The sequence below is a fragment of the Thermophilibacter sp. ZX-H3 genome, from assembly GCF_052599055.1.
Genome location: NZ_JBQXES010000013.1, coordinates 21681 through 35134, shown reverse-complemented (window position 1 = coordinate 35134; position 13454 = coordinate 21681). Strand labels below are relative to the sequence as shown.

Annotated in this window: 14 protein-coding genes; all 14 read left to right on the top strand. The window is 59.2% G+C overall.

Translation table 11 applies throughout. The features are described 5' to 3' along the window. Positions 1-28: 28 nt before the first annotated feature. The 14 genes from ssb (at position 29) to ACULPM_RS06770 (ending at position 13361) form a co-directional block, all read left to right on the top strand. Positions 29-556, top strand: a complete 528-nt coding sequence (gene ssb / locus ACULPM_RS06835) for a single-stranded DNA-binding protein (RefSeq protein ID WP_075279076.1) — start codon at positions 29-31, stop codon at positions 554-556. A gap of 42 nt (positions 557-598) precedes the next feature. Next, complete coding sequence (gene rpsR, locus ACULPM_RS06830) at positions 599-871, top strand: 30S ribosomal protein S18 (protein ID WP_072373695.1); 273 nt, start codon at positions 599-601, stop codon at positions 869-871. 170 nt (positions 872-1041) lie between these two features. Continuing rightward, complete coding sequence (locus tag ACULPM_RS06825; RefSeq protein ID WP_445331560.1) at positions 1042-1989, top strand: hypothetical protein; 948 nt, start codon at positions 1042-1044, stop codon at positions 1987-1989. 15 nt (positions 1990-2004) lie between these two features. Further along, positions 2005-2523, top strand: a complete 519-nt coding sequence (rplI, locus tag ACULPM_RS06820) for a 50S ribosomal protein L9 (protein WP_075279074.1) — start codon at positions 2005-2007, stop codon at positions 2521-2523. A gap of 472 nt (positions 2524-2995) precedes the next feature. Continuing rightward, the gene (gene dnaB, locus ACULPM_RS06815; protein WP_445331559.1) at positions 2996-4384 is read left to right on the top strand and encodes a replicative DNA helicase; all 1389 of its coding nucleotides are present in this window, start codon (positions 2996-2998) and stop codon (positions 4382-4384) included. 221 nt (positions 4385-4605) lie between these two features. Next, positions 4606-5886, top strand: coding sequence for an adenylosuccinate synthase (locus ACULPM_RS06810; RefSeq protein ID WP_167930461.1), 1281 nt, complete (start codon positions 4606-4608; stop codon positions 5884-5886). 18 nt (positions 5887-5904) lie between these two features. Then, positions 5905-6780, top strand: coding sequence for a DegV family protein (locus ACULPM_RS06805; protein WP_445331558.1), 876 nt, complete (start codon positions 5905-5907; stop codon positions 6778-6780). Positions 6781-6827: 47 nt separating this feature from the next. Next, complete coding sequence (gene purD / locus ACULPM_RS06800) at positions 6828-8114, top strand: phosphoribosylamine--glycine ligase (protein ID WP_445331557.1); 1287 nt, start codon at positions 6828-6830, stop codon at positions 8112-8114. 152 nt (positions 8115-8266) lie between these two features. Next, on the top strand, positions 8267-9361 hold the full coding sequence (locus tag ACULPM_RS06795; RefSeq protein ID WP_445331556.1) for an ATP-binding protein: 1095 nt from the start codon (positions 8267-8269) through the stop codon (positions 9359-9361). A gap of 112 nt (positions 9362-9473) precedes the next feature. Then, positions 9474-9761 carry a nucleotidyltransferase family protein gene (locus tag ACULPM_RS06790; protein ID WP_445331555.1) on the top strand — a complete coding sequence of 96 codons (288 nt, stop codon included), beginning with the start codon at positions 9474-9476 and terminating at the stop codon, positions 9759-9761. Between the two features lie 138 nt (positions 9762-9899). Next, on the top strand, positions 9900-10634 hold the full coding sequence (locus tag ACULPM_RS06785) for an NUDIX domain-containing protein (RefSeq protein ID WP_167930464.1): 735 nt from the start codon (positions 9900-9902) through the stop codon (positions 10632-10634). A gap of 281 nt (positions 10635-10915) precedes the next feature. Continuing rightward, on the top strand, positions 10916-11164 hold the full coding sequence (locus tag ACULPM_RS06780; RefSeq protein WP_445331554.1) for a hypothetical protein: 249 nt from the start codon (positions 10916-10918) through the stop codon (positions 11162-11164). A 323-nt stretch (positions 11165-11487) separates the two neighbouring features. Beyond that, a complete protein-coding gene (erm(52), locus tag ACULPM_RS06775; protein WP_002571018.1) occupies positions 11488-12417 on the top strand; it encodes a 23S rRNA (adenine(2058)-N(6))-methyltransferase Erm(52) in 930 nt (309 codons plus the stop codon). A 332-nt stretch (positions 12418-12749) separates the two neighbouring features. Beyond that, positions 12750-13361: a Type 1 glutamine amidotransferase-like domain-containing protein gene (locus ACULPM_RS06770; RefSeq protein WP_002571017.1), complete on the top strand. Its 612-nt coding sequence runs from the start codon at positions 12750-12752 to the stop codon at positions 13359-13361. The last annotated feature ends 93 nt before the right edge of the window (positions 13362-13454 follow it).

Below are 13454 nucleotides of genomic sequence, written 5' to 3'. Positions count from 1 at the left end.
ATGCCCGCAGGTGGGAGGAAGTGAGACCATGAGCATCAACAGAGTCAACATCTCGGGCAACCTCACGAGGGACCCCGAGCTCAGGGCTACGGCCAGCGGCTCGCAGATTCTTTCCTTCGGCGTCGCCGTTAACGACCGTCGCCGCAACCAGCAGACCGGCGAGTGGGAGGACTACCCCAACTTCGTCGACTGCGTGGTCTTCGGCGCCCGTGCCGAACCGCTCTCCCGCTTCCTCTCCAAGGGCACGAAGGTTGCCGTCGAGGGCAAGCTTCGTTACAGCTCCTGGGAGACCAAGGACGGTCAGCGTCGCAGCAAGCTCGAGGTCGTCGTCGACGAGGTCGAGTTTCTGAGCTCGAGGAACCAGCAGGGTGGTGGCTACCAGCAGAACGCCGGCGCCCCCGCCTTCCAGCAGGCCCCCGCATACGCCGCGCCCGTTGCCTCCGCGCCGGTGCCCGCCGCCCCGCAGGGCGGCTACGCGCCCCAGCCGCAGATGCAGCAGGCGCCCGTCCAGACCCCGCCGGAGACCGACGTCTACGACGAGGACATCCCGTTCTAATCACCCGGCGGCCTCGAGTCGCCAACAGAAAGGCAACTAGACATGGCTCAGCAGAAGCAGGATTTTCAGCGCCAGCCGCGTCGCAAGTACTGCCAGTTCTGCAAGGAGGAGACCGAGTACATCGACTACAAGGATGTGCAGCTCCTCCGCAAGTACATGACCGACCGCGGCAAGATCAAGCCGCGCCGCGTCACTGGCGCCTGCACGCAGCATCAGCACGACATCGCGCTGGCGATCAAGCGCGCCCGCGAGATGGCGCTTCTCCCCTACACCGTCCCCGTGGTTTCCAGCCGCGGCGGCCGTAACCGCGGCTAGCGCCGCTCGCACGTGAGAAGAGCGCGCGCACGATGAGTGCATGGCCCGATAACGGTGTTCCGCCCACGCACGACGGCGCGGGAGAGGCCCCGTCTGCGGGTCCCATGCGGTCTGGGGGCGGCATCGTCCCCTTTGGCTCGCAGAATGACGAGAAGGGCAGCCGAGACTCGGTGCCCCTCCCTCTCGTCCTTCTGACCTGTGCCGTCGGCGGCGCGGTGGCATCCTCCACGATGTCGCTCGCCGCGCCCATCCTCGTGGGGTACGGGCTGTGTGTGGCCCACGCACGAGGGGGCATGCGACTGACGGCGCTCGGCACGGGCATCTCGCTCGCGTCGGCGCTCGCCTTGGGCCTTCCCGTCGGGCTCGCTCAGGGCGTCGGGTCCGTCATCGCGTGTCTCGCCGGGCTCATCGTCGCGCTCGTCTGCCTCAGGGGTCGTCTCACCCCGGGTGCCGGATGCCTCGTCGTGGCCGCGCTGTTTGCGGCCCATATCGGGGCAGATTCAGCGTTCGCGCTGATGAACGGCACCACGCTCTCCCAGACCATGGCGGAGCTGATCGAGTTCTACCGGGACGCCTTCACCGAGGCGTCACCAACGAGCTCCGCGCAGGTCCAGGCCGTTTCCGCGGTCGCGGGGGTCCTTTGGCCGACGGCCTACGTGGTCGTGTCGGCCGGGGAGTTCCTGGCGGCGCTCGCAGGCACGCACCTTGCGCTCAGGCGAGTCGCGCCCGAGCGGTCCTGGGAGGGCCTCGCCGGATACGACCTGCCTCTCTGGATCGTCGCGGCGCTCGTCGTGGCGGTCGCCGGGCTGGCGGTTGCGCTGACGGTGCCCACGGTCCCGCAGCTCGTCCTCGTGGTCTCGGCCAACCTGGCCATGGCTCTGAGGATCGCGTTTGCGGTGCAGGGGGCCGCCGTTGTCGCCTGGCTCCTGAGGGGGCGGGACCTCGGCGCGTTTGCGAGGTTCCTCGTCTGGGCGGCCGCGCTCTATCTTGAAGTGCAGTTCGTTGTTTTGACCGTTGTCGGCGTCGTCGACGTCTGGGCCAACTTCCGCCACCTCCAGCGTGGCGTGGTCCCTGACGACACGGCAGCGCAGGACAAGAAGCCGGGTCAGACCGGCTGACCGAAGGAGTATCCCATGAAAGTCATCCTCTTGGGTGAGCTTCGGGGCAAGGGCGGCGAGGGCGACATCGTCGACGTCGCTCAGGGCTTTGCGGAGAACTACCTGTTCCCCAACAAGATCGCCCAGCCTGCCACCCCGGGCAACATCAAGCAGCTTGAGGAGCGCCGTCACAACATCGAGAAGCGCGAGGCCGAGCGTATCGCCTCTGCCGAGGCCACCAAGGCCGCTCTCGATGGCAAGTCGGTGACCGTCGACGCCAAGATCGGCGACGAGGGCCAGCTCTTCGGCTCCGTCACCCCGTCCCAGATCGCCGACGCCATCCAGGCCCAGCTCGGCATCGAGGTCGACCGCAAGCGCGTCGGCCGCGGGAACAACATCAAGACCTCCGGCAAGCACGCCGTCGAGGTCAACCTCTACCGCGAGATCACCGCGACGGTCAACGTCCTCGTCGGCGTGACCGAGGAGGAGCCGGCGGCCGAGGCTGAGGAGACCGTTGAGGTCGCCGAGGTCGAGACCACCGAGGTCGAGGAGTAATAACTTTTCGACGCTCACTTCTGAACTGGGGATTTCTACAATATCCGCAGGTCAGAAAAGTGTAAGGAAGCGCCCCGGACGTCACTGCGACTCCGGGGCGCTTTTATATCAATCATCATCTGATAGGTATTCTACCTGCGGTTTTTCACTGGTATGGGGATGTGAAAACCAGACGTCAGAGCAGCCGAACAGCTGTTTAGGGTTTCTCTAAAGGCAGAGAATCTTGTTGAAAACTCGTCGTTTACGCAGGAAAGAAATTTGTTGAAAACGTCGAAAAGGAAGAAAGGCCCGTTCAGGTGCCCTCTCTTCTCGACATACGCCCCCAAGGGGTCCCGAGAGGAAAAATGACCCCTTGACAGCGGACGAAGAGTGTCTTTCTACCGCGTCGCGGTCAATCTCTTTGCACACCCTGCTCCCGGCCCGCGCGGGAATGAGATAATGGGACCCCGGAACCGTCACACGAGGAGGACCTGTGGCCCAGAGCGAGTACGACGTCAACCCCACGCGCATGAGAGCAAGCCAGGATGCCGTCATGCCGCAGGACCCCGAGGCCGAGGCGTCGGTCCTCTCGGCCATGATGGTCTCCTCCGAGGCGCTCCAGGAGTGCCTGATCGAGCTCGACCCGGACGACTTCTACTTCCCCTCCAACCGCACGGTGTTCACGGCCATGCGCGAGATGTTCGACAAGAACATGCCCATCGACACCATCTCCCTCGCCGACTACCTCAAGAGCTCCGGCGAGCTCGAGCGCGTGGGCGGCAGAAGCTTTCTCCTGGGTCTTGGCAACAACTCGCTCGCGCTCGTCGGATGGCGGCGACACGTCGAGATGCTCCATCGCGACACCACGCTGCGCAAGATGATCAGCGCCTCGGCGCAGATCACGGCGCTCGCCTACGACGCCCCCGAGGACACCAAGGAGGTCGTCGACCGCGCCGAGAAGATGCTGCTCGACGTCACCAACCGCGACGTGCACAAGAACGAGCAGTCCCTCGAGGAGATCATGGCCGACCTCTACGAGGAGCTCGGACAGAACGCCGCCAACCACGACAAGCCGCTCGGCGTCCTCACGGGGTTCCCGCGCATCGACGAGTGCCTGCTCGGTCTGCGTCCCGGCCAGATGATCGTCATCGGCGCACGCCCGGGCGTGGGAAAGACATCGTTCGCACTGAACCTCATGACCAACGCTGCGTTCAATGGTGCGAGCGTCGCCATGTTCTCACTCGAGATGTCCAAGGTCGAGATCGCGCAGCGCCTTCTCGCAGCCAACGCGCGCGTGGGACTGCAGGAGATTCGCTCCGCTCGGATCAGAAACGAGCAGTGGCCCCAGATCCTCCAGGCGACCAACGACCTCTCCCAGCTCGACATCATGATTGACGACACGCCCGGAACCACGGTGACCGAGATTCGCGCCAAGGCGCGCCGCATCCTCCGCGGAAAGCCGCTCGGGCTGGTGATCATCGACTATCTGCAGCTCATCTCCCCGCCCTCGGGCGGCCACCGCGCGGACAGCCGTGCCACCGAGGTCTCTGAGATGAGCCGTGGCATCAAGATCATGGCCAAGGACCTCGGCGTGCCCGTCGTAGCGCTCTCGCAGCTCAACCGTACCGTCGAGAACCGAACCGGCAAGCGCCCGCAGCTCTCCGACCTGCGCGAGTCCGGCTCCATCGAGCAGGACGCCGACGTGGTCGCCCTCCTCGACCGCTCGATGAACGAAGACGAGGCCGCCCGCGAGGATCGTCCTGCCATGAACGAGACCACCTTCATCATCGCCAAGAACCGCTCCGGCGCGCTCTCGGACATACCGCTCACGTTCCTGCCCGGCTCCACCAAGTTCGTCGAGGTCGACACCTTCCACGACTAGCGTGCCACTGGCGTCAGGTTTATTTGGCTCGCGCCGCGGCCGTGCGCAGGGGACAGGCGTGCAAAGGGGACAGGCACTTTCGCACGGGTACATCCGTGCGAAAGTGCCTGTCCCCTTTGCACGCCTGTCCCCTGCGCACGGCCGCGGCGCGAGCCAAATAAACCTGACGCCAGTGGCATATAATGTAGATTCGTATGTGAATCGCGACGAGAGGGACACTCATGTCGGCATCAGTGCTCGTGGGAACTCAGTGGGGCGACGAGGGCAAGGGCAAGGTCACCGATCTCATCTCCGGCGACTTTGACGTGGTCTGCCGCTACGCCGGCGGCGCCAACGCCGGTCACACCGTCATCGCAAACGGAAAGAAGCTGGCCCTGCACCAGGTTCCCTCCGGCGTCATGTACGAGGGCACCTACCCCGTGATCGGCAACGGGTGCATCGTCGACCCCGAGATTCTCCTCTCCGAGATTGACATGCTCGCCGAGCAGGGCATCTCCGCCGAGCGCCTCAAGATCTCCGGCAACGCGCACATCGTCATGCCCTATCACAAGGACCTCGACGGCGCGCACGAGAAGAAGCTCGGCAAGAACCTCATCGGCACCACCAAGCGCGGCGTCGGTCCCTGCTACATGGACAAGATGAACCGCACCGGCCTGCGCATCCAGGACATGCTGGACGAGAAGATCTTCCGCGAGAAGCTCGAGAGCGCGCTCGCCTACACCAACCCCATCCTCGAGAAGGTCTACGAGCTGCCCACCTACACCGTCGAGCAGATCTGCGAGACCTACCTCCCCTACGCCGAGCGCATCCGCCCCTACATCGTGGAGAGCAGCCTCTTCCTCAACGAGCAGCTGGAGGGCGGCAAGAACATCCTCTTCGAGGGAGCCCAGGCCACGATGCTGGACATCGACCACGGCACCTACCCCTTCGTCACCAGCTCCAACTGCACCGCCGGCGGCGCCGTCACCGGCTCGGGCGTCGGCCCCACCAACATCGACCGCGTCCTCGGCGTGGCCAAGGCCTACCTCACGCGCGTGGGCTCGGGCCCGTTCCCCACGGAGCTCTTCGACGAGATCGGCGACAAGCTCGGCGAGGTCGGCCACGAGTACGGCGTGACCACCGGGCGCAAGCGTCGCTGCGGCTGGTATGACGCCGTCGTGGTCAACTACGCCGCCCGCGTCAACGGCCTCACGGACCTCGCCATCACCAAGCTCGACGTCCTCGGCTGCCTCGACGAGATCAAGGTCTGCGTGGCCTACGAGTGCGACGGCGTGGAGTACCACACCGTGCCTGAGCACCAGAGCGTCTTCTATCACGCCAAGCCGGTCTACGAGACCCTTCCCGGCTGGAAGTGCGACATCTCCGGCATCCGCAACTTCTACCAGCTCCCGCGCGAGGCCAAGGACTACATCGACTTCCTCGAGCAGCTTGCCGGCGTCCGCGTCTCCATCATCACGGTGGGCCCGGACCGCGAGCAGACCATCGACCGCTACTGGCACTAGCGTTACGGCACAAGCGACGTGTCCGAGAAGAGCTTCGCCATCGTCTGTGATGTCGGGTGTGACCTCCCCACGCACTATCTCGAGCGCATCGGGGCCGTCATCATGGACAGCTGTGCCGAGATGCCCGATGACGAGGAGCTGACGGCGCGCTATGCCAACGCGTACCGCGCGCTTGCAATGAGCGGCGTGACGCAGATCGCCGCCGTCCACTCCTCGTCGGCCTTCTCCTCGGAGGTCGTCTGCGCATGCAGGGCCGCCGCGTCTTGCGTGGACGTTGCCGAGGTGCGCGTCATCGAGTCGGCCGCGGCCAGCGCCGCGACGGGCATGGTGGTCTTCAGGCTCGCGTGCTTCCGCGAGGACGGGGCCTCCTTCGAGGAGGCGACCACTGCGGCGCGAGAGCTCGCCGAGCAGGTCCGACTGCTCGTGATCCCCTCTCGTGCGCCGCGCTTTCCGGAGCGCCGCGCCCACCGCAGGGGAGGCGCGCTCATCAGGCGGGCCACCTCCTCCATCAGGGTCCGCCTTTCCGGAGAGCGTGCTCTCTACCTGCTCTCGCGCGGCGATCTCACCCAGCTCGCCCGCTCGGCGGACCTCTCCGACCTCACCGGTCGCCTCGCGCACGCCATGAGCGCGGTGGCCACCGCCGAGGGGCCGCTCGTCTACGCGTGCGTGGAGGCGGGAGACGAGCGTGCCCTGCGCGCGCTCATGAAGCCGCTCGACACCAACGAGTTCGACTCCGAGTGCCTGGGCACGCTCCTCATGACGGAGGGCGTGGAACACGTCGTAGGCCGCGGCTCGGTGGGCGTCGCCTTTGCTCCCGCCGCTCACTACTGGCGTGACCCCAGGGACAACTCATCTGCAGGAGACGGCCTGGAGCAGCCGGAGCGCCACCCGTAAGGCATCCGGCGGCCGTCAGGGAACTGCCCGAAAAAGGAGGCATCCTCATGAACAGCCAGAAGATCGACATCCTGCTTCTTGGGTCCGGCGGCCGCGAGCACGCACTTCTCGCCAAGCTCGCCGAGTCGCCGCGTGCGGGCAAGCTCTACGTTGCCCCCGGCAACGGCGGCATGAACGCCATGGCAACCCCCGTCGAGGACCTGGACATCAACTCTCCCGTCGACGTTGCCCAGTGGGCCAGCCAGCGAGGAATCGGCCTCGTGGTCATCGGTCCCGAGGCGCCGCTCGTGGCGGGCGTTGCCGACGCCGTGCGCTCCGCCGGCATCCCGTGTTTTGGCCCCAACGGCGCCGCGGCCCAGATGGAGGGCTCCAAGAAGTTTGCCAAGCAGGTCATGGCCCGCGCCGGGGTCCCCACCGCCGCCTATCGCAGCTTCACCGACGAGGAGACGGCCGCCGCGTACGTGCGTCAGGTCGGAGGCCCCGTGGTGGTGAAGGCGGACGGCCTCGCCGCAGGCAAGGGCGTGATCGTGGCCAAGACCACCGAGGAGGCGCTCGAGGGCGTGCACGAGTGCTTCTCGGGCGCGTTCGGCGACGCCGGAGCCACCGTCGTTGTTGAGGAGACCCTCGAGGGGCCGGAGTGCTCGCTGCTGGCGCTCACGGACGGTACGACCGTGGTGCCGCTCGCCACCTCGCAGGACCACAAGCGCGCCCTCGACGGGGACAAGGGCCCCAACACCGGCGGCATGGGCGTCTACTCGCCCGTTCCCGAGCACCTCGTCTCCGCCGACGAGCTGGCCACGATGGTCGAGATAGAGAAGAAGGTCGTGGCCGAGCTCGCACGCGAGGGCATCACCTACTCCGGCTGCCTCTACGGCGGCTTCATGCTCACCGAGGACGGCCCCAAGGTCCTGGAGTTCAACGCCCGCTTCGGCGACCCCGAGACGCAGGTCGTGCTGCCGCGTATGAAGGCTGACCTCGTGAGCGTCTTTTTGGCCTGCGACAGCGGCGACCTGACCGAGGACATGGTCTCCTGGGACGACGACTGGGCCGTCTCGGTGGTCCTCACCTCGGCCGGCTATCCCGGCAGCTACGAGAAGGGCAAGGTCATCACCGGCATCGAGAAGGCCGAGGAGATGGAGGGCGTCACCGTCTACCACGCCGGCACCGCCGAGAAGGACGGGCAGATCGTCACCTCCGGCGGCCGCGTCCTCGACGTTACGGCCGTAGCCCCCACCTTCGAGGAGGCCCGCGCGACCGCCTATGCCGCCTGCGACCTCATCGACTTCGAGGGCAAGACCTTCCGCACCGACATCGGGCTGCGCGCCATCAAGTAAACGTGACGAGGGGACGGAGGAGCTTTCACGCCTCCGTCCCCTCGTCTTTTCTCGGCTTTGCTAATCTTGCTAACCTTTGCTAATCTTGCTAACCTTTGCTAATCTTGCTAACCTTTGCCACCTCGTAAGGGGGGCGGATGCAGGGGGAAGAAATGCCGAGAAGAACAAACCCATTCAAGCCGACGGCTGGTATGAACCCGCCTGAGCTCATCGGCAGGGACATGATTCTCGATGACTTTTCCGAGGCGCTTGCGAATGGGGTGGGCGCCCCGGACCGCCTGATGCGCATCTCGGGAGTCCGCGGCGTAGGCAAGACCGTCCTTCTCAACGCCCTTGGGGACATTGCCCGAGCGAATGGCTTCGTGGTGGTCGATGTTGCTTCGAACGCAGGCTTCTGCGACAGGATTCTCCACGCGCTTACAGGACGAGGGGAGATAAGCTCCCTGACCTTCTCTCCTTCGATTCTGGGGATGGGCCTCGGGTCGGCGGAGGTTGCCCGTCCCGCGACGCAGCTCGGCGAGGCCATGCTCACAGCTTCGAAACGGTCCGGCCTTCTCGTCACGCTTGACGAGATTCAGGACGCTCCAATTGACGAACTACGAGAGCTGGGAAACGAGATACAGTTGCTCATCCGCAAAGGAGCGAATGTGGCATTTGCCTTTGCGGGACTCCCCACCGCAGTTGATGGAGTGGTTGGTGTCGACACACTCACGTTTCTTCAGAGGGCACGACATGTTGAGCTGACGAGACTCAACGATGCCGAGGTCGAGGAGTCGCTCGCGGAGACGATTCGTCTTGGCGGCTCATCGGCCGCTTCGGGGGTGCCTACGCTGCTTGCCGACGCGGCATCTGGATATCCCTTTATGGTCCAGCTCGTTGGGTATTACGCATGGCAGTCTGCCGCTAGGAGAAAATCCGATGAGATTGGTACCGAGGATGCCCGGAGGGGGATTTCTCTGGCGCGGAGAAACCTCGACGGAATGGTGATAGAGCCTGCTCTGCGTCGACTTTCCCCAAGGCAGCTTGAGTATCTCGTTGCCATGGCAGAATGCGAAGGGGATGTCGTCTCCAGCGGTGAGGTGGCCGATCGGATGGGGCTTGCCGCACGGGATGTGGGGTCGTATCGCCGTCGCCTGCTTGACGCCGCCCTCATCGAGCAGGTCGGCTATGGCAAGGCCGCGTTCTCTATACCCTACATGCGCGATTACCTGCGCGAACACAGAGATGAACTTATGAGCCTCGCCTGAGGCGATCTCATCGTCGCCATTCACGTTCTTCTCGTCTTTTGCGGCTCACGCGAAGGGCGTGTACCATCGATGCAATGATCGGTCTTGATGAGCTGGTGGAGGTGGCGCGCCGGTGGTCCCCATCGAAGAGGTGTACGCGCAGATTGCCGATATGGCCGCTCGCCACGAGGCCGCTCGGGTGACGCTCTTCGGATCTCGCGCCAGGGGCACCGAACTGCCAAAGAGCGATATAGACATTGCGGTTGAGGGATGCTCCGACTTTGCCGGGCTTTGGGATGACCTGCAGGAAAACCTCTGGTCACTCCTCAGGGTCGACGTGGTGAATCTCGACGGAGAGGTGTCGGAGGAGCTTCGACGGGAGATAGCGCGCGACGGGAGGGTCCTGTATGAGAAAGTTTGAAAAGCGCCTGCGCGACGGTCTTCTCGCCAGATATGGCGCAATGCTGATGGAACCGGATGCCGCTGCCGCGATGACCTCGCATGACGTAGAGTAAGGAGGTCGGGCCACCCGGCCCCGTTACTTGCCGAGGAGGTTTTCATGGCAGACATCGACGAGGCTGCAGCGCAGGAGGACGTCAGCTCCGCGCTCGACGGCATCAAGGACTCCGTCGCCGCGTTCACGTATGACGGCGACCGTACACTTCAGGACCATCTCTCCGGCGCGCCTGAGGAGCGCGACCTCGTGCTCGGGGACGATGACCCGCGCGACGCGGGCCTTGCCGAGCGTCCCCTCACCGAGGACGTGGTGTGGACCGGCCGCATCTTCAACGTCGACCGTCTGCAGGTCCAGCTTCCCGACGGCCGCACCGCCATCCGAGACGTGGTGCGCCATCCCGGCGCCGTCGCCATCGTCGCGCTCACCGACGAGGGGCGCATCTGCCTCGTGCGCCAGTACCGCACCGCCCTCGGTCGCGTGACGGTGGAGATTCCCGCCGGCAAGCTCGACCCCGGCGAGGATCCGCTCGAGTGCGCGAGCCGCGAGCTTCTCGAGGAGACCGGCATGATCGCCGAGAAGATCGCCTACCTCACCACCATCGCCACCTCGGACGGCTTCACCGACGAGCTCATCCACATTTACATGGCGACGGGCCTCAGCTTCTCCAAGTCCAGCCCGGACGCCGACGAGTTCATCAACGTCGACCTCGTCGAGGTGGGTGAGCTCGTGGATGCCGTCCTCGACGGGCGAATCGAGGATGCCAAGACCGTCGTGGGCGCCCTGCTGTGCGATGCCATCTCCCGCCGCCTCGAGGACGCGGTCGTAGACGAGGAGTAGCGTTCCGCATCATTGATGTATCACCTTCAGAAGGAGGGGACGTGCCCCACAAGGCGCGTCCCCTCCTGTGTGCGGCGACACTATAGAATCAATTAGTAAATTAAAATCGTCTCTTTACCACATGACGCAGCGTCGTTGTAAAGGGATTTCTTTACATCTTTGGGTTGTCTAGCATGGTCTTAAATGTGCGAACTTCTCCCCATAATTGCTACTAAATCAGTAACAATTATGGGGAGGACAGAGCAAGGCGGTTAGGCCGACGAGCTGAGAAAAGGAGCGTCATGTATAGGAAGAAGAGGGCGGGAGGGTCAGTCCGGCTGTGCGCCTTCGTGCTGATGCTGGCAATGGCCTGCGTCGCCATGGTTGCTGCACCACAGCGGGCGCGCGCCGAGAGCGTCGAGGACCACGTGGTGCAGACGAGCGCGCCGCGCACCACGCGCGTCGACATGTTCGATTACTGGCTTCAGGACCAACATGCGGTTGACTATGCCTACTACAACCAGCCTGGGTTCAATGCTCATGTGCCATAAAGTAACACATAAGAATTGATAGACAGCAGCCCACTATTCCGCAGCAACAGCGAGTTGCTTGTTAAAACCCCATTTTGAAGTTATAATGAGTAAAAACAACCTTTAGGAGGGACGGGCATGGAAATACAAGGAGATCAGATATATAATATTTTAAAGTAATTGTACATTTTTTAAGAAATTACAATGGTCATTCATCGTGTTTGAAAGAATAGGTTATTGGCGCACTTTACTTATATATCGTTTTACAGGGGCTGTTTTTTATGCAACGTTAGGGCTTACTCGTATATAGTTATGAAAATAAATAGAGAATGAGGTGCGATTAGATGAAAAATCTTGGATATTCACAAAATTTTTTGGTTAATAAAAAGTTGGTAGAACGTTTAATAAGCAAGTCAAATATTGATGTAACAGATTATGTTATTGAAATTGGTCCTGGAAAAGGGATAATAACAGATGTACTTTCTCAGCATGCTGGAGAGGTTGTTGCAGTTGAATATGATCAAGAATTATATAATAATTTAGTAAGATATCACAGTCATGATAATGTTACATATATATTTGGTGATTTTTTAAAATATAAGTTGCCTTTAAATCGCAGATATAAAATATTCTCCAATATTCCTTTTCAGATAACAGCGGATATTATTAGGAAATTAACAGACGATGTAAATCCACCATCAGATATAAATATCATAATTCAAAGAGAGGCAGCTAAAAAGAATTGCGGTATTCCATTACAAAAATATGAAGGTTTTCGTGCTGCTATAATAAAGGCACAATATAAGGTAGAAATTACACATAGTTTTAAAAGGAGCGATTTTTTTCCTTCGCCTAATGTTGATACAGTTATGCTTCATATGCAGTTATGGGATGATAGATTGAGTGGTGATGATCTTCAAAATTATAAAGATTTAGTGGCTTTTTTTTACACTAATATTAAAGGAGAGACTGCTAAAGAGAGACTTTCTATTTTATTTTCTAATGAGCAAATCAAAAGATTGGGAAAAGCCAATAGAATTAGTCTTTCAAATTCATATACGTTAATCACGGCCGAGCAGTGGATGAATATTTATTATTACTCCAAAATTGGATTGACAGATGAAAAGAAAAAAAAGTTTCAAGATGCATATAAAAAACTTCAAAAAATGAATAAAAAATTGAAAAAGCAAAACAGAACATCTTTACGAAAGTCTAGTAGCAATAAGAAATGTAGAACAAGGATTGATACTTCTAATGGTACAAAAAATAGATAGTATTGATAATTTCTATAAAAATGTGCATGGTAGTGCGAAAATCTGAGAAGAGAATTTAATGCTGGATTTTGTTGATAGTAGATTTCAATGAGTTAACCATAAAAGTATATTAGAAAGTAAAAACAACAGGGGTAGTAGAATATATTTGTTAGATACAAGAAGGAGAGATTGAATTTAAGGTCATCTAATACTCGCGGAATAGTGATAATAATGGTAAGCTGTATTGAAAAAAAACAAAATAACTAACATTATGGGATTATTTCGGTATGAATTGATGTTTTATCATCTTACATAGAATCAGAAATTTGAAAAATTAAAAGAGGACTAAGTTTATGAGAACCCTGTTCTTAACTTCAAGTGGCTTAAACGAAAAGACTATGGTATTATTTTGGAAATGTATCGGAAAAGAACCGATTAACACAAAAGCGATTTTGGTTCCATCCGCCGCAGTTGGAAATGATGGTGCGCGAGAAGGAATCATTGTATGTATGGAGCGCCTTATGAATATGGGAATACCTATGAATAATATTCTTATATATAATCTTGCGTTTTTACTTTCCGATGGATATAAAAGAACATATTCAAGTTATATTAGTGACATACCTGTACCGTTTCGCTTAATGAGTGTTCAAGAACTCACTCAATATGACATGATTGCTTTTTGTGGAGGAAATGCCCATACGCTTCTTAGCGAAATAAACAGAACAGGATTTTCGAAGCCCCTAAAGCAAGCAATAGAGAATGGATTGGTGTATCTGGGAATTAGCGCAGGTAGTATGATTGCTGCCGGAAATTTTTCCGATGGATTAGGATATTTAGCAAATCCGTTGATACCACACGCTGAAAAAGAGAGCCCTTTTGGAGATATATCGAAGAACGATTTGATTGAATTGGCTGACGGTCAAACTGTATTGATTAAAGGGAATCGACAGGAAATTATTTAATAAATTGAATACTGTTGTTTTTTTATCTTCGGGGCACCCTGACCCGAACTTTCAAAACTGAATATCAGCCGCCCACCAGCGGCCAGCGAAAGC

Coding starts and splice junctions, on each gene's coding strand:
- ACULPM_RS06810 (WP_167930461.1), top strand. CDS start 4,606: ATGTCGGCATCAGTGCTCGTGGGAACTCAGTGGGGCGACGAGGGCAAG.
- ACULPM_RS06780 (WP_445331554.1), top strand. CDS start 10,916: ATGTATAGGAAGAAGAGGGCGGGAGGGTCAGTCCGGCTGTGCGCCTTC.
- rplI (WP_075279074.1), top strand. CDS start 2,005: ATGAAAGTCATCCTCTTGGGTGAGCTTCGGGGCAAGGGCGGCGAGGGC.
- ACULPM_RS06795 (WP_445331556.1), top strand. CDS start 8,267: ATGCCGAGAAGAACAAACCCATTCAAGCCGACGGCTGGTATGAACCCG.
- purD (WP_445331557.1), top strand. CDS start 6,828: ATGAACAGCCAGAAGATCGACATCCTGCTTCTTGGGTCCGGCGGCCGC.
- ssb (WP_075279076.1), top strand. CDS start 29: ATGAGCATCAACAGAGTCAACATCTCGGGCAACCTCACGAGGGACCCC.
- ACULPM_RS06770 (WP_002571017.1), top strand. CDS start 12,750: ATGAGAACCCTGTTCTTAACTTCAAGTGGCTTAAACGAAAAGACTATG.
- rpsR (WP_072373695.1), top strand. CDS start 599: ATGGCTCAGCAGAAGCAGGATTTTCAGCGCCAGCCGCGTCGCAAGTAC.
- ACULPM_RS06785 (WP_167930464.1), top strand. CDS start 9,900: ATGGCAGACATCGACGAGGCTGCAGCGCAGGAGGACGTCAGCTCCGCG.